This window comes from Saccharopolyspora tripterygii, from assembly GCF_054778355.1.
This window is the reverse complement of the sequence record NZ_BAAGZP010000040.1, coordinates 90,897-110,306: the sequence shown is the minus strand read 5'-3', so window position 1 is coordinate 110,306 and position 19,410 is coordinate 90,897. Positions and strand designations below refer to the sequence as shown.

Genomic DNA, 19,410 nt, shown 5'->3' with positions numbered 1-19,410 from the left:
CGTGTCGTGCGAACGCCTACCGCATGGCCGGGATGTCCGGCAGCGCGAAGACGATGAGGGCGCTGCCGTGGCCCGCTCCGAGCATCCCCGGCAGGAACCCCTCGATCCAGCCGCCCCAGCCGACCGGCACGGCGATGTACTGCTTGTCGTCGACCGAGTAGGTCATGGGGCTGCCGTGGTGGCCGCTCCCGCACTGGAACTCCCACAGCTTCTCGCCAGTGCGCGCGTCCAGGGCGATGAACTCACCCGAGGGCGTCCCCGCGAACACCAGGTCCCCGGCGGTGGTCAGCACCGACGAGCACATCGGCAGGTTGTTGCGCCAGCGCCACTTCTCCTCGCCCTTGGAGTCGAAAGCGCTGATGGATCCGCGCATGTCGTCGGCGTCCACCTGAACACCCGCACCCCAGTAGGGAATTCCCTCGCGGAACTCGCGGCGGCGCCGGGTGGCGGTGGCCCCGACGTCCTGGACCGGGACGTAGAACAGCTCGGTGCGCGGGCTGTAGGCGGCGTGCGTCCACTCCTTGGCACCGGCCGGGCCGGGGTAGAAGTGGACCGGCTCGCCTTCGGCGTCCGGGTACTTGCGCGGGGTCACCTTGCCGTCGCGGGTGATGGTGCCCCAGTCGATCCGGTCAACGTAGGGCGTGACCGAGATCAGCTCGCCGTCGGTGCGGTCGAGCACGAAGAAGTACCCGTTCTTGTCGAAGTGGCCGAGCATCTTGCGCCCGTCCTGGTCGAACAGGATGTTCTCCATCGTGCTGTCGTAGTCCCACACGTCGTGCGGGGTGCACTGGTAGTGCCACTGGATGCGCCCGGCGTCCACGTCCACGGCGACGATGCTGTCGGTGTAGAGGTTGTCGCCTTCGCGCACCGCCCCGTCGAAGTCGGGAGCCGGGTTGCCGGTGCCCGCGTAGAGCAGGTTGGTGTCCGGGTCGAAGGTCGCGGTGATCCACGGGTTCGCACCGCCGCGCGCCCACGCCTCGCCGTCGGCAGGCCAGGTCTCGGAGCCCGGTTCGCCCGGCTTGGGCACCATGTAGCAGCGCCAGCGGTGCTCACCGGACTCCATGTCGAAGGCGTCCATGTGGCCGCGCACGCCGAACTCGCCACCGGCGCTGCCGGTGATGACCATGTCCTTGACCACCAAGGGGGCCAGCGAGGCGCTCTCCCCGGCCCGCACGTCGCCGATGGTCTTGTCCCACACGCGCTCACCGGTCATCGCGTCCAGCGCGAGCAGGTGGGCGTTGGGGGTGACGGTGAAGACCTTGCCCTTGGCCACCGCGACACCGCGGTTGACGTTGCCGCAGCACAGCGATACGTCGTAGGGAACGGCGTGCTTGTAGCGCCACAGCTGGGCACCGGTCTTGGCGTCGAGCGCCCACACCCAGCCGTCCCAGCCGGAGACGTACATGACTCCGTCGACGACGATCGGGGTCGCCTCGAACGCGTAGGTCGAGGCCCCGGCGATCATGCCCGCGGTCCCGGCCTGGAAGATCCAGGTGGGGCCGATGCTCTTGACGTTCTCGGTGTTGATCTCGTCGAGCAGGCTGTGGCGCTGGCCGTCGTACGCGCCGTAGTAGGTGAGCCAGTTGTGCGCTTCGTTGCGCGCGTCGAGCAGGCGTTCGTACCCGACGCTCATGGCGGCGTCGGGCGCGTTGCGGGGAAGGCTGGTGAGCAGGCCCTGGTCGATCGCCTCACCGGCGTCCACGTATTCCACGGTCATGACGTGCTCCTGTTCACGGGCGCGGCTGGTCGGGGCGGTCGAGACGGGCTTCCGGCGGCACTTCGCCGAGCACGACGATGGCGCCGGTCAGACCACGGCCCTCGTCGTTGCCGGTGGGGGAGCTGAACCAGTAGTAGCCGGGGCCGTCCAGGTTCAGCTTGGCCACGCCCTTGGAGTGGTTGACCAGCCAGATGAACTTGCGGTCGCCGTTGCTGGGCAGCAGTGCGCAGTGCGTGTTGAGGTCGTCGTTGATGAGCGTGAGTTCGAGGTCGCCGCCGTGCGGGAGGATCAGGATCGACGGGTCGAACGCGATCTCGTCCGGTTCGATGCGGATCGTGGCCTCCATCGTGCCGTCGGCCCGCTCGGTGGCGTGTTCGATGTTCCCGGTGCCGAGCACGCGGCCGATCGTCGCCCCGTTCTGCACGTCCAATCCGACCTGAGCGAGAAGGTCTGTTCGTTCCTTCGCTGTCGTCATCGGACCTCACCTCCTTGTGAATCCGTCTCGTGCACGCGCTCGGCGAGAGGGTGGTGCTGAACCGGAATGCGCGAATTCCACTCGAATTCGATTCGCCGGCGCCCCCACCGCGCGCATTGCTGGAGAGAACAGCGCTTCAAGCCGATCGAGTGACCGACTCGTGGATCAAATCAATTGTCCTGCAATGAATCCGGACGTTACGCCGGGTGCGGGCGGTCCAAAACCGGAAACCGCTGGACCGGGAGTCCGTACCGCTCGTGGCCCCGGAACTACCGCTCAGACGGGAAGACCCCGAGGTTCATGACCTTGTCCCAGGCCACGGTGAAGTCGTGCAGGAACTTCTCCTCGTCGCTCGCGTAGACCTCGGCGACCGCGCGAAGTTCCGCGTGAGATCCGAAGACGAGGTCGACCCGGCTCGCGGTCCACCGAACGGAGCCGGTTCGCCTATCTCGTCCTTCGAAAGTGCATTCTCCGGGAACCCATTCGGTGTTGTTGTCGAGGAGGTTGACGAAGAAGTCGTTGCTGAGCTCGCCGGGTCGGGTGGTGAGGACGCCGAGCGGTGAGCCGTGGTGGTTGGCGCCGAGGGTGCGGAGTCCGCCGAGCAGGGCCGTCATCTCGGGGACGCTCAACGTGAGCTGGTTGGCGTGGTCGATGAGGTGGTGTTCGGGTCGTAGGAGGGGTTTCGGTCCCGTGTGGTTGCGGAATCCGTCGGCGGTGGGGTGCAGTGCGGTGAAGGAGTCGGTGTCGGTCCATTCCTGGGTGGCGTCGGTGCGGCCGGGGGTGAAGGGGACTCGTACGCCGGTGCTCGCGTGTTCGATGGCGGTGCAGCCGGCGAGGACGATGAGGTCGGCGAGTGAGACTTGTTTCCCGGTGGTTTGTTCGGTGTTGAAGCGGTGCTGGATGGTTTCCAGGGTGGTCAGGACCGGTTGGGTGGTGTGGGGGTCGTTGATGTCCCAGGTGTTTTGGGGTTGCAGGCGGAGGCGGGCTCCGTTGGTGCCGCCGCGTTTGTCGCTGTCGCGGTAGGTGGCGGCGGAGGCCCACGCGGTGAACACCAAGTCGGGTACCGGTATCGCGGTTTCCAGGATGCGGGTTTTGAGCTCGCGGATGTCGGTGTCGTCGACGAGCAGGTGGTCGCGTTCGGGGAGGGGGTCCTGCCAGATCATGTGCTCCTGCGGTACGAGGGGGCCGAGGTAGCGGTGGCGGGGTCCCATGTCGATGTGGGTGAGTTTGAACCAGGCGTGGGCGAAGGCGTCGGCCAGCTGCTCGGGGTGGGCCAGGAAGCGGCGTGCGATCCGCTCGTAGACCGGGTCTTCTTGCAGCGCCAGGTCGGTGGTGAGCATCGTCGGGGAGTGCGTGACGTCCGGGTCGTGCGGATCGGGGACGGTGCCCTGGCCCGCGTCGTCGCGGGGGACCCACTGCCACAGGCCGGCGGGGCTGAGCACCACGTCCCACTCGTAGGCGAACAGGGTTTCCAGGAAGGAGTTGTCCCACTGGTTGGGTGTTGGGGTCCAGATCCCTTCCAGGCCGCTGGAGATGGCATCTGGTCCTGAACCGGTCCGGTAGTTGTTGCTCCAGCCCAGTCCCTGGGTTTCCAGGCCCGCGCCTTCGGGGTTGGCAGCGAGGTGCCGGGCGGGGTCGGCGGCACCGTGGGTCTTGCCGAAGGTGTGACCACCGACGATGAGCGCGACGGTTTCCTCGTCGTTCATCGCCATCCGTCGGAACGTTTCCCGTATGGCGCGGCCGGCGGCGATCGGGTCGGGCACGGTGGCGGGCCCCTGCGGGTCGACGTAGATCAGCCCCATCTCGTCGGCCGCGAGGGGTTCCTGGAGGTCTCGCACACCGGTGTGGCGCTCGTCGCCGAGCCAGCTGCGCTCCGGCCCCCAGTACACATCCGCGTCGGACTCCCACGTCTCCACCCGGCCACCGGCGAAACCCAGGGTGCGGAAACCCATCGATTCCAGGGCCCGGTTGCCCGCGAAGATCATCAGGTCCGGCCACGAAATGGCCCGCCCGTACTTCTGCTTGATCGGCCACAGCAGACGCCGGGCCTTGTCCAGGTTGCGGTTGTCGGGCCAGCTGTTGGTCGGTGCGAACCGCTGCATCCCGGAACTCGGGCCGCCCCGGCCGTCCCCGATCCGGTAGGTCCCCGCGCAGTGCCATGCCATCCGCAGCACCAGCGGCCCGTAGTGCCCGAAGTCCGCCGGCCACCACTCCTGCGAGCAGATCAGCACCCGGTCGATGTCGGCCGCCAGCTCGTCCAGGTCCAGCCGGGCGAACTCCGCCGCGTAGTCGAAATCCGAACCCAGCGGATTCGCCGCCGGGTGGTGCTTGGCCAGGATCCCCAGATCCAGCCGATCCGGCCACCAATCACGCCCGTCGCCCCCGGCGGCGGGATGGTTGCGGACTCGCCCGTCGGTGAGCCGCTCCAGCGCCTCGTCGTAGTTCCTGGTGATCGCGACGGCATCCGGGTTCTCCGGCACGACGACCTCCCTCAGATGTCCAACGCCCGCCGCACCGCAGGAGCGTTGCGACGGGACACCGGCACCATCGTGTTGCCCCCGTCGTCCATCACCAGTGCCAGCTCGCCCTTGAAACCCCGCTCCACCTCTCGGATGCGATCGAGGTTCACCACGTAGCGGCGGTGGACGCGCAGGAAACCGGCGTCGCCCTGATCGGTTTCGAGCTTGTCGAGGCTCCCGGAGGCGGCGCGCAACCGTCCCTGGTCGGTGGACAGCCACACGTCGTTGCCCTCCGACTCGGCGAACGAGACCTCGGGCAACCGCAGCAGCACCATCCGGTTCTCCCGCATCGCCACGATCCGGTCCGCCCGGCCCTGCTGGTTCGGTGCGCCGCGCTCGCTGCGCGGCAGCTGCTCGCCCTCGGCGACGCCGAACGACACGAGGTTGCCGACCAGGTGGCCGGACAGGAACACCGGGCGGATGGTGACCGAGCTCGGCTCGTCGCTGAGGTGGGTGTGGACCTGCGTCGACCCGATCCAGTCGGGGTCGCGGGAGGCTTGCTTGACGGCGTACTGCGCGGCTTTGATCAGCTCCGGCAGCCGCGGGTTCCACCGCACGGCCGGGTCGGTCGCCGGGGTGGAACCCGGCACGCCCAGCAGCACGCCTGCCATGTCGTCGGCGATCACCACGCGTCCCGCCGGGTCCAGCGCGGCCAGCGCGACCCCCGCGCGGGAACGGGCGTTGTGGAAGGCGGCGATCAGCTCGGCGCTGGCGTCCCGCGCGCGCTGCCGCAGCGTGCTCTGGGTCCGGGTGGCGGCGTTGCCCAGCCAGGCCCCGGCGGCGCTGGGCGGTTCGCTGCGCCAGCAGGAGATGTTGAGGACGGCGACCGGTTCCTTCGTCACGACGTCGCGCACGGCGACTCCCGCGCAGGTCCAGTCGTGGAACGCCTGGCACCAGTGCTCCGCGCCGCGGATCACCACCGGCGAAGTCGTCTCCAGGGCCGTGCCCATCCCGTTGGTCCCGGTGGCCTGCTCGGACCAGCAGAACCAGGTGGAGAGGTTGGCCTCGGCGGCGAGCTTGCGGGTGGCCGGATCGCCCCACTCCGCCAGGATCCGGCCGGTCGCGTCGGCGACCGTGACGACACCGCCGACGTTGCTCACCTCGTGGGCGATCGAGGCCGCGCGGAACCCCAGCTCGGCGAACACCACGTCGTGCTCCAGCGTGTGGTCGACCTCGGCGACGGCGATCGGCGCCTTGGTGAGCCCGGGATCGACGCCGTAGGTGTCCCGGCAGCGGTGCCACGAGATCGCGACCTCGGGCCGCACACCGCGCAGGTCGTCCTCACCGCGCACGAAGCGCTCCCACGCCCCGTACACCGTGGTGTTTCCGGGGACGCGGGACATCGGGTCGAGCCGGTGCACCTCTGTCATCCAAGACCGCCTCTGGTCTCTCACCAAGCCGACCGGGAATCGACGGATTCCGCGTGGGCGGGTCTCCTGTTCCGGGGTCTGCGACCAGCTTATTCCGGTTTCCAGGATGAGCACGATGGCGCGTGCCGCCCGACGCCACACGAACGGCTGGGACCCTCCGCCCGCACCCTGGTCAGGCGGTGAACCGCCGGCGGGCTTCGTCGATGTCGGCGATGTGGCGGTGCGTCCACTCGCACATGGCATCGACCGTCGCGAGCAGGCCCTGACCGGGTCCGGTGAGCGCGTAATCGACCCTCGGCGGGACCGTGGGGTACACGGTGCGGTCGACCAGCCCGTTGCGTTCGAGCATCCGCAGGTTCTGGGTGAGCATCTTGTGGCTGATGCCCTCGACCTCGGTTCGCAGCTCGCTGAACCGGAGGGTGCGTTCCCCGAGCGCTTCGATGATCAGCAACGCCCACTTGTTGGCGACGTCGGAGAAGATCTCGCGCGCCAGGGAATCCGCTCGCCGGAGGTCGGCCTCGTCCGCTGAGCCGCTGAGCCGTGTGGTCACCATGAGGTTCCTCAGTATCCAAGAAGTGCGTTCTTCCACGTCAGCGAGGACTCTCCTACGGTTTCCCAGTAACCACAAGAGAGCGAGGGATTCGCATGGCCGTCACACTGATCAACGCACCCGGGCTGCCGGAAGTCGACATCTACCGGCACGTCTCGATCTCCTCGGGCACCAAGCTCGTCTTCCTCTCCGGCCAGGTCGCCTGGGACGCCGACGGCAGGACGGTCGGCGAGGGGGACCTCGCGGCTCAGATCGTGCAGTGCTACCTCAACGTCGGCACAGCGCTGGCCGCAGCGGGGGCGACCTTCGACGACGTCTCGAAGCTGACCTTCTACGTGGTCGACTGGGCTCCGGAGTTGATGGAGCAGGTCCTGGACGGAATCGCCAGGGCGGCCGAGGCGCTCGGGGTCCAGCCGGTCCCACCGGCCTCCCTGTTCGGGATCGTCGCACTCGACGTCCCGGAGCACCTGGTGGAGATCGAGGCGATCGCGGTTCTGGACTGAGCCGGTCCAGGGCGCGGGCTCGATGCCGGGATAGCAGGTTCGTCCGCGTTGCGGACCTCCGTGCGGGGTCGCAACGCGGACGGATGGCTGCTGCTGCACCACCGGGACCCCGGAACGGGCGCCCCGGGTGTCAGGTGAGGCGGATCTGGCGGTTGACGTCCTTGTAGAGGAGGTAGCGGAAGGGGCCGGGACCGCCGGCGTAGCAGGCCTGGGGGCAGAAGGCCCGCAGCCACATGAAGTCGCCTTCCTGGACCTCGACCCAGTCGTCGTTGAGGCGGTAGACGGCCTTGCCCTCCAGGACGTAGAGGCCGTGCTCCATCACGTGGGTCTCGGCGAAGGGGATCGTGCCGCCGGGCTGGAAGGTGACGATGTTGACGTGCATGTCGTGGGCCAGGTCGTCGGGGTCGACGAAGCGGGTGGTGGCCCAGGTGCCGTCGGTGTCGGGCATCGGGGTGGGGGCGATGTCCTGCTCGCGGGTGACGAAGGGCTTCGGCGCGTCGATGCCGGGGGCGGGCTCGTAGGGCTTGCGGACCCAGGACAGCGACGCGGGCGTCTCGCCGGGGTTGGCGAGGCTCCAGGCGGCGCCGGCGGGCAGGTAGGCGTAACCACCGGGTTCGAGGTGGTGCTCGGCGCCGTTGATGGTCAGGTCGAGCCGGCCGGTCATGAGGAACACGACGGACTCGACGCCGGCCTCGGGCTCGGGCTGGTCGCTGCCGCCGCCGGGCCCGACCTCCACGACGTACTGGGCGAAGGTGGTCGCGAAGCCCTGCACGGGCTTGGCCAGGATCCAGGAACGGGTGCGGGTCCACCCCGGGAAGTTGCTGGTGACGATGTCGCGCAACACGCCGCGCGGGATCACGGTGTAGGCCTCGGTCACGATGGCCCGGTCGGTGAGCAGGTCGGTCTGCGGCGGCAGCCCGCCGGCAGGCGCGTAGTACGACGGCGTGGTCAAACTGGCTCCATCCTCGTCGGGCGAACCGAGCCCGACGGTGCCCGTGAACTGCGAAATCCATGTATACAAAAGCGCGCTCGGTGAGCAGCATAGAGAACCGGGAGCTGTTGCGAAAGTCCTTCGCCTCGCGTAGGTGGTCACACCCGCCCGTCCGTTCGGCGGTGTTGACGACGGGGTGAGCGCGACCTACGGTCTTCTCCAACTTGCACGTATACTTTCGCATTGCGGAACGGGTCATCTCGCAGCGCAGCGGGGTGAAAGCTTGGAGGCGGCTAGGTGACTGCCACGAACGACCAGTCCGGCGTGGACATCCCGCCCGCTTCGAGCGAGCGGCTCTACAGCTACGACCTGGCCCCCACGAAGAAGGAGGGGCGCCGTTGGGGCGCCTACAACGTCTTCACGCTGTGGGCCAACGACGTGCACAGCCTCGGCAACTACGCCTTCGCGATCGGGCTGTTCGCCCTCGGGCTCAACGTGTGGGGAATCCTGGCCGCGTTCGTGCTGGCCTCCGCGCTGCTGTTCCTGCTGCTGACGATGTCCGGCTACATGGGCCACAAGGCCGGCGTGCCGTTCCCGGTGATGAGCCGGATCGCGTTCGGCACCCGAGGCGCACAGATCCCCGCCGCGGTGCGCGGGATCGTGGCCATCGCCTGGTTCGGCATCCAGACCTACCTCGCCTCCTCGGTGCTCGACGCCCTGCTGGTGGCGATCTTCCCCGGCCTGAAGGCGCTGGAAGGTCAATCGGTGCTGGGGCTTTCGCTGCTCGGCTGGATCACCTTCCTCGCGCTGTGGGCGGTGCAGGTCCTCATCGTCAGCTACGGCATGCACGTCATCCGCAGGTACATGGCGGTGGCCGCGCCGACCACCTTGATCACCATGCTGGGCCTCGCGGTCTGGATGTTCGCCCGCGCGGACTTCTCGATCTCGACGTCCACGGCCCAGCCGCTGACCGGCGGCGCGATGTGGCTGCAGATCCTGCAGGGCGCCGCGCTCTGGGTGGTCATCTACGGGACGTTCGTGCTGAACTTCTGCGACTTCACCCGGTCGGCCAAGAGCCGCCGGTCGATCGTGCTGGGCAACCTCGTCGGGATCCCGGTGAACATGCTGTTCTTCGCCGGCATCGTGGTGGTGCTCAGCGGCGCCCAGTTCAAGATCAACGGACGGGTGATCACCAGCCCGACCGACATCGTGCAGACGATCCCCAACACCTACCTGCTGGCGCTGGCCTCGCTCGCGCTGATCGTGCTGACCATCGCGGTGAACCTGCTGGCCAACTTCGTCGCGCCGATCTACGTGCTGGTCAACCTCTTCCCGAAGCAGCTCAACTTCCGCCGCGCCGGGCTGGTGAGCGCGGTGATCGGCCTGCTCATCCTGCCGTGGAACCTCTACGACAACCCGGTGGTCGTGAACTACTTCCTCGGCGGCCTGGGTGCGCTGCTCGGCCCGCTGTTCGGCGTGATCATGGCCGATTACTGGCTGATCCGGCGGACCCGCGTGAACGTCCCCGCGCTCTACACCGAGGACACCGCGGGCGAGTACCACTACCGGCGCGGGTACAACCCGAAGGCGGTCGGGGCGTTCCTCCCCGCTGCCGCGATCGCCGTGGTCCTGGCGCTGGTGCCCGGCTTCGACTCGGTCGCCGGGTTCTCCTGGTTCATCGGCGCGATCCTGGGCGCGGTCATCTACGCGATCATCGCGGATCGCGCGCCCGACGCCCAGGACGTCGACGGCGAATCCCTCGCGGTCTCGGCTGAATGAGGGGCATCACCACCGGTTCGGTCGGCGGTGCGGGCTGAGTCCCGCACCGCCGATCTGCGCTCACCCGCAACAGGCCCCGATCCGGGCCTCACGAGAAAGTCAATCCCATGCGCATTCTCGTCGTGAACGTCAACACGACTACTTCGATCACCGAGGCGATCGGTGAGCAGGCCGCGTCAGTCGCCGCGCCCGGCACCGAGATCGTGCCGCTGACACCGTCCTTCGGTGCGGAGTCGGTGGAGGGGAACTACGAGAGCTACCTCGCCGCGATCGCCGTGATGGAGGCCGTGCGCGCCTACCCCGAGCCGTTCGACGCGATCATTCAGGCGGGCTACGGGGAGCACGGCAGGGAGGGCTTGCAGGAGCTCTTCGACGTCCCCGTCGTGGACATCACCGAGGCCGCGGCGAGCACGGCGCAGTTCGTGGGCCGCAGCTACTCGGTGGTGACGAGCCTGGACCGCACGGTGCCGCTGATCGAGGACCGGCTGCACGCGGCGGGTCTCAGCGCTCGCTGCGCGTCGGTGCGCGCGAGCGGGATGGCGGTGCTGGACCTGGAGCGCGATCCGCAGGCGGCCGTCGACGCCATCGCCGAGCAGGCCGTGCGCGCTGTGCGCGATGACCGGGCGGAAGCGATCTGCCTGGGCTGCGGCGGGATGTCGGGCCTGGCCGAGCGGGTCGTGGGGCGCACCGGGGTCCCGGTGATCGACGGCGTGACGGCGGCGGTGACGATCGCGGAATCGCTGGTCCGCCTCGGTCTGAAGACCTCCAAGGTGCGGACCTACGCACCCCCGCGCCCGAAGAAGATGAACAACTGGCCCCCAGCCTGACGGCCCGACCAACGGTCAGAAAGCACCGGACAGCAGAGGAAGTGCGAGACAACGGCAGAGGAAAGGCGAGGGCCGGGCCGCGTGTCCGGCCCCGTTCTTGCGCGGGGGCAGTTTTGGTCCGAACCGTCCATGATCAATGTCCCTTTTGCCGGGACAGTTCGGACCAAAACTGCCCGGGGGCTCAGGCCTCGCCGCGGGTGAGGAGCTTTCCGCCGGGCTCGCCGATTTCCACGTCTGCGCCGGCGATCTTGCTGCCGCGCAGCCAGGTCTCGCGCACGACTCCCGCGAGCGGGCGTCCGTGGTAGGCCGAGACCGGGTTGCGGTGCTGGAGCTTGCCGACGTCGACGACGAACGCGTCGTCCGGGGCGAACACGCACAGGTCGGCGTCGTTTCCGACGGCGATCGACCCCTTGCTGCGCATCCCGGCGAGTTCGGCGGGCTTGCGGGCCATCCAGGTCACGACGTCGGACAGGGTGTAGCCGCGCTGGCGGGCCTGGGTCCAGATCGCCGAAAGACCGAGCTGGAGGCTGGAGACCCCGCCCCAGGCGACGCCGAAGTCACCGGTGTCGAAGCGCTTGAGCTCCGGCGTGCAGGGGGAGTGGTCGCTGACGACGCAGTCGATCGTGCCGTCCGCCAGCGCTTTCCACAGCAGTTCGCGGTTGGCGGCCTCGCGGATCGGCGGGCAGCACTTGAACTGGGTGGCGCCGTCCGGGATCTCCTCGGCGGTGAAGCTCAGGTAGTGCGGGCAGGTCTCCACGGTCACCCGCACGCCGTCGGCGCGGGCGGAGGCGATCAGCGGCAGCGCGTCGGAGGAGGCCAGGTGGAGGATGTGCACGCGTGCCCCGATCCGCCTGGCCAGCTCGATGACCTGGGCGATCGCGACGTTCTCCGCGCCCTTGGGGCGGGATGCGAGGAAGTCGCCGTAGTCCTCGCCGTGCGGGGTCGGTGCCGCGTCGATCGAGTCGGAGTCCTCGGCGTGCACGATCATCATCGCGTCGACGCCCGCCAGCTCGCGCAGCGCGGAGTCGAGCTCGTCGGGGTTCAGCGGGGGAAACTCGTCGACGCCGGAGTGCAGCAGGAAGCACTTGAAGCCGAACACTCCGGCCTCGTGCAGGCCGCGCAGCTCGTCGAGCTTGCCGGGGATCGCGCCGCCCCAGAAGCCGACGTCGACGTGCGCCTTCTCCCGCGCGGTCTTGCGCTTGACCTCCAGCGCATCGGTGTCGACGGTCGGCGGGAGGCTGTTGAGCGGCATGTCGACGATCGTGGTGACGCCTCCGGCCGCGGCGGCTCGGGTCGCGGTCTCGAAGCCCTCCCACTCGGTGCGGCCGGGGTCGTTGACGTGCACGTGGGTGTCGACGAGACCGGGCAGCAGCACCTCGTCGTCGGCGAGCTCGACGACCCGGGCGGCGTCCAGCTCGGTGTCGAGCGGTTCCACGGCGGCGATGCGGCCGTCGCGGACGCCGACGCTGCCCGACGTCTCGCCGTTCGGCCCGATGAGCCGCTTCGCCCGGAAGACCAGGTCGAACGGCGTTGCTGAGTTCACCAACGCGGCACCTCCCTCGAACTTCGATCACGAGAGATCGAATTCCGCAGTACGAAAGTATATTTGAACGTATACGTAAACTATGGCCAGCGAGTCGGACCAGTCAAGAGAGGTCAGCGCGGGTTCAGCGCACCATGCGGTCGAGGACCATCGCGCGGCTCGCCCGCACATGGCTCTGCGCGATCGTCGCCGCGCGCTCGGCGTCACCGGACGCGATGGCGGCGTAGAGCTCCTCGTGCTCGCCGCAGACCCGCTCCGGCTCCAGGTTCAGCCGGAACAGGGCGGCCAGACGCCCGTGCAGCGGTTCGAGCATCGAGGCGAGCAGGTCGTTGCGGGAGACGGCCACGAGCTTGTCGTGGAACTCGGTGTTGGCCTCCGACATGGCATCGGTGTCGGCGGAGTCCAGCGCTTCGCGGGCACGGGTGGCCAGCTCTCCCAGGTGCTCCACGTCGGCGGAGTCGCAGCGCTCGGCGGCCAGCCGGGCGGCCAGCGCTTCGAGGGCTTCGCGCACGTCGAAGAGCTCCACCAGCTGCTGGCGGTCGAGGCTGCGGACGAACACGCCGCGTCGGCGCGGGCGGACCTCGACCATGCCGCCGCTCTGCAGCATCCGGATCGCCTCCCGCACCGGGACGCGGGAGATGCCGAACTCGATCGCGAGCTCCTGCTCGAAGATCCGGTCGCCGGGGCGCAGCCGGCCGTCGCTGATCCGGGCCTGCAACTCGTCGTGGACCTGGTCGCGCAGCGGGACGCGCGCTTCGTCCTCTGGTGCTTCGGTCACGGCAACAACCTCACGAATCACGACCTGTACCGGTCTCCATCTTGCCCGCCAACGTTAGTTCGTTCGGAGCGGTGGCCGGGCCCGGGTGCGGGAATTCCCGTTCCCGAGGTTTCAGGAGTCCCCGCGGAGGGTGAGGTCGAAGGTGTAGCGGGAGGCGCGGTAGACGTGCGTGCCGTACTCGACGATGCTGCCGGTGTGGTCGTGGGTGATGCGCTGCATGGTCAGCAGCGCCGCGCCCGGGGGCTCGTCGAGCAGTTCGGCTTCGTCACCGGTGGCGCTCCTGGCCCCGATGGTCTGCTGCGCGGCGTGCAGGTGGACGCCCGCCGAGCGCAGCAGCTCGTAGAGCCCGCGCTCGGCCAGGGCCTCGTCACTGGGGCTGATCAAGGCGGCGGGCAGGTAGTTGTGCATGCGGGCGATCGGCTCGCCGCGCGCGAAGCGCACCCGCTCCAGGTGTCGCACTTCGTCCTCTTCGGACAGTCCCAGTGCCCGGGCCGCTTCCTCCGGGGGCGTGCGGATCTCGTTGACCAGCACCCGCGTCGTCGGGCGCTGGTCGATGCTGCTGAGGTCGTCGAAGAGGCTGCTGAGCCCGAGCGAGCGCTTGACGTGGTTGAACACGACCTGCGTCCCGGCGCCGCGCTTGCGCACCACGAGCCCCTTGTCGACCAGCGAACCGATCGCCTGGCGGATGGTGGGGCGGGAGAGCCCGAGGTTCCCGGCCAGCTCGATCTCGTTGTCCAGGCGGGATCCGACGGGGAGCGCCCCGGAGGAGATGGCCTCCTCGATCTGGCTGGCGACCTGGAAGTACAGCGGGACCGGGCTGCGGTGGTCGACCGAGATCTGCCTCGCTGGATCCCAGCTCGGTTCCTGGGATCGGTCTCGCACGGCGGTCACGCGGCCACGATAGCAAGGACGCACGAGGTGAACAGGTCATGATGTTCTGACATATCTTGACATGGTGATCACGCGCACGTAGACACGAGGAGGTCCGTGCTCCGGCTGTCGCGCGCGGCAGCGTCCCAACGAGGGGATCGTGCGATGAGCGATCGGTTCGACGTGATCACCGTGGGCCGGATCGGGGTCGACATCTACCCGCTGCAGACCGGTGTCCCGCTGCCGCAGGTGGAATCGTTCGGGAAGTACCTCGGGGGAACCGCCACCAACGTCGCCGTCGCCGCCGCCCGTCTCGGCCACCGCAGCGCGGTCATCAGCCGGACCGGAGCCGACCCGTTCGGCGAGTACGTCCACCAGGCGCTGGGCGGTTTCGGCGTCGACGACCGCTGGGTCAGCCCGGTGCCGCAGTTCCCGACCCCGGTCACCTTCTGCGAGCTGTTCCCGCCGGACGACTTCCCGCTGTACTTCTACCGCCGTCCCAAGGCGCCGGACCTGGAGATCCACGAGGACGAGCTGGACCTGCCCTCGATCGCCGGCACCCGCATCTTCTGGATGACCGGCACCGGGCTCTCGGAGGAGCCCAGCCGCTCGTCGACGCTGGCGGCGCTGCGGCACCGGGCCAAGCGCGGCACCACGGTCTTCGACCTCGACTGGCGGCCGATGTTCTGGGGCGAGCAGGCGCAGGCCACCGGCTGGTACCGGGAAGCGCTCGCGCACGTGACCGTCGCCGTCGGCAACCTCGACGAGGTGGAGGTCGCCGTCGGAACCCGCGACCCGGAGGACGCCGCCGAGCGGCTCCTGGAGCTCGGCGTGGAGCTGGCGGTGGTCAAACAGGGGCCGAACGGCGTCCTCGCCCGCACCCGCGACCAGCATGTGGTGGCACCGCCGGTGCCCGTCGAGGTCGTCAACGGGCTCGGCGCGGGGGACGCCTTCGGCGGCGCCTTGTGCCACGGGCTGCTGCTCGACTGGCCGCTGGAGCGGACCATGCGCTTCGCCAACACCGCGGGAGCGCTGGTCGCGGGCAGGCTCGCCTGCTCCTCCGCGATGCCCTACGCCCACGAGGTCGAGGAGCTGACGGCGAACTCCGGCACTGAGCTGAACGCGTGAGCGCGACGGGAGGAGAACCCGGTTGTCCCCGTTGAGCATCACCGACCTGCCCGAAGCGCGCGCCACCAGGCCCGAGTCCATCGCCGAGGCCGCCGCGTCCCGCGCTCGCCGGCCGCTGCTCGGGGAGTCCGGCCGGATGATGATCGTGGCGGCCGACCACCCCGCCCGGGGATCGCTGGCCGCGGGCGGGGACCCGCTGGCGATGGCCAACCGCGCGGACCTGCTCGACCGGTTGTGCACCGCGCTGGCACGCCCTGGCGTGGACGGGGTCCTGGGCACCGCCGACGTGCTGGAGGACCTGCTGCTGCTCGGCGCGCTGGAGAACAAGGTCGTCATCGGCTCGATGAACCGGGGCGGCCTGGCGGGCTCGTCGTTCGAGCTCGACGACCGCTTCACCGGTCACCGCGCGCAGGACCTGCACCGGATGCGGTTCGACGCCGGGAAGTTGTTGCTGCGGATGGACTTCGACGACCCGGGGTCCCTGAACACCATGCAGGGCGCGGCCCACGCCATCAACGAGCTCGCCGACCGTGGGCTGGTGGCGATGGTGGAGCCCTTCCTGTCGCGGCGAGCGGGAGGCGAGGTGCGCAACGACGTCTCGGCCGAGGCCGTGGCGCGGTCCATCGCCATCGCCTCGGGACTCGGCGGCACCTCGGCCTACACCTGGCTGAAGGTGCCGGTGGTCGACGAGATCGACGAGATCGGCCGAGCGCTCGAATCCACCACGCTGCCGACGGTGCTGCTGGGCGGCGAGGTGCCCGACGATCCCGCGGCCACCCGGCAGCGGTGGCGCGCGGCCCTGCAACTGCCGCAGGTGCGCGGGCTCGTCGTGGGCAGGAGCCTGCTGTACCCGGAGGACGACGACGTCGCGAGCGCGGTCGACGCCGCGGTCGCCCTGCTGTAGGAGAGGAGAGAAGGTGGGCAACAGCGGTTTTCACCTCGCCGACGGGGTATCTGCGCGCGACGGGTACCGGACCTTCGTCGACCCCGGCTCGGCCGGCTGGGAGCACTCCTCGTTACGGGTGCTGGAGCTCTCGGCAGGCGAGTCGCACGAGTTCGACACCGGCGACAGCGAGTGGATCGTGCTCCCGCTCAGCGGGTCCTGCACGGTTGCCTGCGGTGATGTGTTCGAACTCGATGGTCGCGCAGGGGTTTTCGATGGCGTGACGGACTTCGCCTACGTTCCCAGGGATGCCTCGGTGCGGATCGGGAGCGAGGGCGGCGGGAGGTTCGCGCTGACCGGGGCGCGCTGCGAGAACCGTTTGCCCGCGCGCTACGGACCCGCGTCGTGCGTTCCGGTGGAGTTGCGAGGAGCGGGTCAGGTCAGCCGACAGGTCAACAACTTCGGTGCCGCGCACGTCTTCGAGGCCGATCGCCTGATCGCCGTCGAAGTGCTCACCCCGGCAGGCAACTGGTCGTCGTTCCCACCGCACAAGCACGACGAGGACCGCGAGGGCGAATCGAGGCTGGAGGAGATCTACTACTTCGAGATCGCCGGTTCCCACGGCACTCCCGGAATCGGCTACCAGCGCGTGTACCCCTCCGGCCCGGAGCGCTCCACCGACGTGCTCGCCGAGGTGCGTAGCGGGGACGTGGTGCTGATCCCGGACGGCTGGCACGGCCCGTCGATGGCGGTGCCCGGCTACGACATGTACTACCTCAACGTCATGGCCGGCCCTTCGCCCGACCGCGCGTGGCTGATCTGCGACGATCCCGCGCACGCGTGGGTGCGCGGGACGTGGCCGGACCAGCAGGTCGATCCGAGGTTGCCGTTCTACCGGGCTCCGGCCGAGGACGAGGCGCGATGACGACCCGGCGGCTGACGGTCGCGCAGGCGCTGCTGCGGTTCCTGTCCCACCAGCACACCGAGCGCGACGGGGAGCGGACGCGGCTGATAGAGGGCTGCTGGGGCATATTCGGTCACGGCAACGTGGCCGGGATCGGCCAGGCGCTGCTGGAATCCGGCGACCGGATGCCCTACCTGCAAGGCCGCAACGAGCAGGCGATGGTGCACGCGGCAGTGGGTTTCGCCCGCCAGCGCAACCGGATGTCGACCTGGGCCGTCACGACCTCCATCGGCCCCGGCGCGACGAACCTCGTCACCGGGGCCGCGCTGGCCACCATCAACCAGATCCCGGTCCTGCTGCTGCCCGGCGACGTCTTCGCCACCCGCCCGGCCGATCCCGTGCTTCAGCAGCTGGAAGTGCCGCACGCGCGCGATGTGTCGGTCAACGACTGCCTGCGTCCTGTTTCGCGCTACTTCGACCGCGTGTGGCGACCCGAGGCGCTGATCCCCTCGGCGCTGGAGGCGATGCGGGTGCTCACCGACCCGGTGTCCACCGGTGCCGTGACGCTGGCGCTGCCGCAGGACGTGCAGGCCGAAGCCTTCGACTGGCCCGAGGAGTTCTTCTCCGACCGGGTGTGGCGGGTGCACCGCCCGATCGCCGACCCGCAGTCGGTGTCGGACGCGGTCGAGGCGATCCGCAGCGCGCACCGCCCGCTGATCATCGCGGGCGGGGGAACGCACCACAGCGGAGCGGAGCGCGACCTCGCCGAGCTGGCCTCGGCCACCGGCATCCCGGTCGCCGAGACCCAGGCCGGACGCGGGTGCCTGCGCCACGACCACCCCTGCGCGGTGGGCGCCGTCGGGCACACCGGCACCCGGATCGCCGACGAGCTCGCTCGCGAGGCCGACCTGATCATCGGCGTCGGCACCCGGTACTCGGACTTCACCACGGCTTCGGGCACGCTGTTCGCCAACCCGGCGGTGCGGTTCGTCAACGTCAACATCGCCTCGACCGACGCGCACAAGCAGGCGGCCACGCCGGTCATCGGCGATGCCCGCAGCACGCTGCGGCAGTTGTCGGGCGCACTGGCCGCTTTCCGGGTCGCCACCGACCACATCGGACGGGTGCGGGTCGGGGTGCGGCGCTGGACCGAGGTCGTCGACTCGGTCACGCGGGTGGAGCGCGCCGACGAGAGGCCCGGTCAGGCCGAGGTGATCGGCGTGCTCGACGAGGTGCTCGACGAGCGGGACGTGCTCATCAACGCCGCCGGATCGATGCCCGGTGATCTCCACAAGATGTGGCGTGCCAGGGATTTCCGTCAGTACCACGTCGAATACGGCTACTCCTGCATGGGGTACGAGATCTCGGCCGCGATCGGCGCGCGCCTGGCCGACCCGTCACGCGAGGTCTTCGCGCTGGTCGGCGACGGCACGTACCTGATGATGCCGACCGAGCTGGTCACCGCTGTGCAGGAGGGCATCAAGATCAACGTGGTGCTGGTGGACAACCACGGGTACGCGTCCATCGGGGGCTTGTCGGAGACCGTCGGTGGCGAGCGCTTCGGCACCGCCTACCGCTACCGCGCCGAGGGCGGGGCCTTCACCGGCGAACCGCTGCCGGTGGACCTCGCCGCCAACGCCGCGAGCCTGGGGATGCGGGTCCTGCGCGCCGAAACCGCCGACGACCTGCGCCGGGCCCTGCGGGAGTCCCGCCAGAACGCCTGGCCCACAGCGGTTCACGTCGAAACCGATCCGGCGAAGCCGTCGCTGCCCGCCGAGGCGTGGTGGGACGTCCCGGTCGCCGAGGTCGCCACCCGCGACAGCGCTCGTGCCGCCCGCGAGCGCTACGAGCGGCAGCGCCTCGCCCGCCGCCACCACCTGTGAGACCGGTCAGGAGTCGCGCGGCGGGTGCTGGGAGTCGAGGAAGGCGTCGAGCGTCGCCGTGCGGTGCTTGCGGGCCGCCAGCTCGATGTCGATGGGGTCCGCGCCGGTCTCGATGAGGTGCATGAGGTGGTCGTGCTCGGCCACCGATTGCACGGCCCGGCCCGGGACGAAGCTGAAGGTGGAGTCCCGGAGCATGCGCAGCCGGCTCCAGCCGCGGCGGACCAGGTCGGTCATGTGCTCGTTGGGGCAGCGCAGGAACAGCACCGAGTGGAACTCCTCGTTGAGCTCGGTGAACCGGCGCGGGTCGAAGTGCTCCAGGCTGTCGCGCATGCGCTGGTTGATCGCGCGCGCCTTGGCGAGGTCCTCGACGGTGAGCAGGGGGGCGGAGAAGCCGGTGGCGGCGCCCTCGACCACGGCGAGGGTCTGCATGGTGGTCACGTACTCGCCCTCGTCGACCAGGGCGACCTGCGCGCCGACGTTCTTCTCGTAGGTGACCAGGCCTTCGGCTTCCAGCCTGCGGACGGCTTCGCGGACCGGGACGGTGCTCACGCCCAGTTCGGTGGCGAGCTGGCTGAGGACCAAGCGGTACCCGGGCGTGAACCGGTGCGTGACGATCCGGTCGCGGAGCCACTCGTACGCCAGTTGGGACTTGCTGGTGGCGGTGCGGTCGTCCGCAGCGTCGGTGGTCATCGATCCTCGTTTCGCGCGTGGCACTGCATCTTTCCCGAGGGAGAAGTTTTCATGTGAACT

The 19,410-nt window shown here is 69.5% G+C and carries 17 protein-coding genes; 7 read left to right on the top strand and 10 right to left on the bottom strand.

Annotated features, from left to right (window positions below; translation table 11 throughout):
- Positions 1-16 precede the first annotated feature (16 nt).
- From ACYVF3_RS27850 to ACYVF3_RS27830, 5 genes are all read right to left on the bottom strand, one after another.
- A complete protein-coding gene (locus ACYVF3_RS27850; protein ID WP_461157235.1) occupies positions 17-1,717 on the bottom strand; it encodes a PQQ-dependent dehydrogenase, methanol/ethanol family in 1,701 nt (566 codons plus the stop codon).
- Between the two features lie 13 nt (positions 1,718-1,730).
- Positions 1,731-2,192: an MSMEG_3727 family PQQ-associated protein gene (locus ACYVF3_RS27845; protein WP_461157234.1), complete on the bottom strand. Its 462-nt coding sequence runs from the start codon at positions 2,190-2,192 to the stop codon at positions 1,731-1,733.
- A 269-nt stretch (positions 2,193-2,461) separates the two neighbouring features.
- The gene (gene katG / locus ACYVF3_RS27840; RefSeq protein ID WP_461157233.1) at positions 2,462-4,672 is read right to left on the bottom strand and encodes a catalase/peroxidase HPI; all 2,211 of its coding nucleotides are present in this window, start codon (positions 4,670-4,672) and stop codon (positions 2,462-2,464) included.
- 11 nt (positions 4,673-4,683) lie between these two features.
- Positions 4,684-6,081 (bottom strand): LytTR family transcriptional regulator DNA-binding domain-containing protein, encoded by a 1,398-nt coding sequence (locus ACYVF3_RS27835; RefSeq protein ID WP_461157232.1) that lies wholly within the window; start codon positions 6,079-6,081, stop codon positions 4,684-4,686.
- A gap of 172 nt (positions 6,082-6,253) precedes the next feature.
- A complete protein-coding gene (locus ACYVF3_RS27830; protein ID WP_461157231.1) occupies positions 6,254-6,634 on the bottom strand; it encodes a winged helix-turn-helix transcriptional regulator in 381 nt (126 codons plus the stop codon).
- A 92-nt stretch (positions 6,635-6,726) separates the two neighbouring features.
- Here ACYVF3_RS27830 and ACYVF3_RS27825 point away from each other — a divergent pair, with 92 nt between their 5' ends.
- Positions 6,727-7,134: a RidA family protein gene (locus ACYVF3_RS27825; RefSeq protein ID WP_461157230.1), complete on the top strand. Its 408-nt coding sequence runs from the start codon at positions 6,727-6,729 to the stop codon at positions 7,132-7,134.
- 130 nt (positions 7,135-7,264) lie between these two features.
- On the opposite strand, the gene ACYVF3_RS27820 is transcribed toward ACYVF3_RS27825, so the two are convergent.
- Positions 7,265-8,086 carry a bifunctional allantoicase/(S)-ureidoglycine aminohydrolase gene (locus tag ACYVF3_RS27820; RefSeq protein WP_461157229.1) on the bottom strand — a complete coding sequence of 274 codons (822 nt, stop codon included), beginning with the start codon at positions 8,084-8,086 and terminating at the stop codon, positions 7,265-7,267.
- A 276-nt stretch (positions 8,087-8,362) separates the two neighbouring features.
- Here ACYVF3_RS27820 and ACYVF3_RS27815 point away from each other — a divergent pair, with 276 nt between their 5' ends.
- Positions 8,363-9,844, top strand: coding sequence for an NCS1 family nucleobase:cation symporter-1 (locus tag ACYVF3_RS27815; RefSeq protein WP_461157228.1), 1,482 nt, complete (start codon positions 8,363-8,365; stop codon positions 9,842-9,844).
- 107 nt (positions 9,845-9,951) lie between these two features.
- Complete coding sequence (locus ACYVF3_RS27810) at positions 9,952-10,671, top strand: aspartate/glutamate racemase family protein (protein ID WP_461157227.1); 720 nt, start codon at positions 9,952-9,954, stop codon at positions 10,669-10,671.
- Positions 10,672-10,852: 181 nt separating this feature from the next.
- Here the strand turns inward: ACYVF3_RS27810 and allB are convergent, their stop codons facing one another.
- From allB to ACYVF3_RS27795, 3 genes are all read right to left on the bottom strand, one after another.
- The gene (allB, locus tag ACYVF3_RS27805; protein WP_461157226.1) at positions 10,853-12,214 is read right to left on the bottom strand and encodes an allantoinase AllB; all 1,362 of its coding nucleotides are present in this window, start codon (positions 12,212-12,214) and stop codon (positions 10,853-10,855) included.
- A 124-nt stretch (positions 12,215-12,338) separates the two neighbouring features.
- Positions 12,339-12,992 (bottom strand): GntR family transcriptional regulator, encoded by a 654-nt coding sequence (locus ACYVF3_RS27800; RefSeq protein WP_461157225.1) that lies wholly within the window; start codon positions 12,990-12,992, stop codon positions 12,339-12,341.
- Positions 12,993-13,103: 111 nt separating this feature from the next.
- Positions 13,104-13,883: a GntR family transcriptional regulator gene (locus ACYVF3_RS27795; protein WP_461157224.1), complete on the bottom strand. Its 780-nt coding sequence runs from the start codon at positions 13,881-13,883 to the stop codon at positions 13,104-13,106.
- Positions 13,884-14,027: 144 nt separating this feature from the next.
- On the opposite strand from ACYVF3_RS27795, the gene iolC reads away from it, so the two are divergent.
- The 4 genes from iolC to iolD are packed head-to-tail and all read left to right on the top strand — an operon-like array spanning position 14,028 to position 18,660.
- Entirely contained in the window at positions 14,028-14,990 is a 963-nt protein-coding gene (iolC, locus tag ACYVF3_RS27790; RefSeq protein ID WP_461157223.1) for a 5-dehydro-2-deoxygluconokinase, read from the top strand.
- 22 nt (positions 14,991-15,012) lie between these two features.
- Positions 15,013-15,894, top strand: coding sequence for a Cgl0159 family (beta/alpha)8-fold protein (locus tag ACYVF3_RS27785; RefSeq protein WP_461157222.1), 882 nt, complete (start codon positions 15,013-15,015; stop codon positions 15,892-15,894).
- A 13-nt stretch (positions 15,895-15,907) separates the two neighbouring features.
- Positions 15,908-16,798, top strand: coding sequence for a 5-deoxy-glucuronate isomerase (iolB, locus tag ACYVF3_RS27780; protein ID WP_461157221.1), 891 nt, complete (start codon positions 15,908-15,910; stop codon positions 16,796-16,798).
- Positions 16,795-18,660, top strand: coding sequence for a 3D-(3,5/4)-trihydroxycyclohexane-1,2-dione acylhydrolase (decyclizing) (gene iolD / locus ACYVF3_RS27775; protein ID WP_461157220.1), 1,866 nt, complete (start codon positions 16,795-16,797; stop codon positions 18,658-18,660). Before iolB ends, iolD begins: the two co-directional genes overlap by 4 nt.
- 6 nt (positions 18,661-18,666) lie before the next feature.
- Here the strand turns inward: iolD and ACYVF3_RS27770 are convergent, their stop codons facing one another.
- Positions 18,667-19,350: a GntR family transcriptional regulator gene (locus ACYVF3_RS27770; RefSeq protein WP_461157219.1), complete on the bottom strand. Its 684-nt coding sequence runs from the start codon at positions 19,348-19,350 to the stop codon at positions 18,667-18,669.
- Positions 19,351-19,410 lie beyond the last annotated feature (60 nt).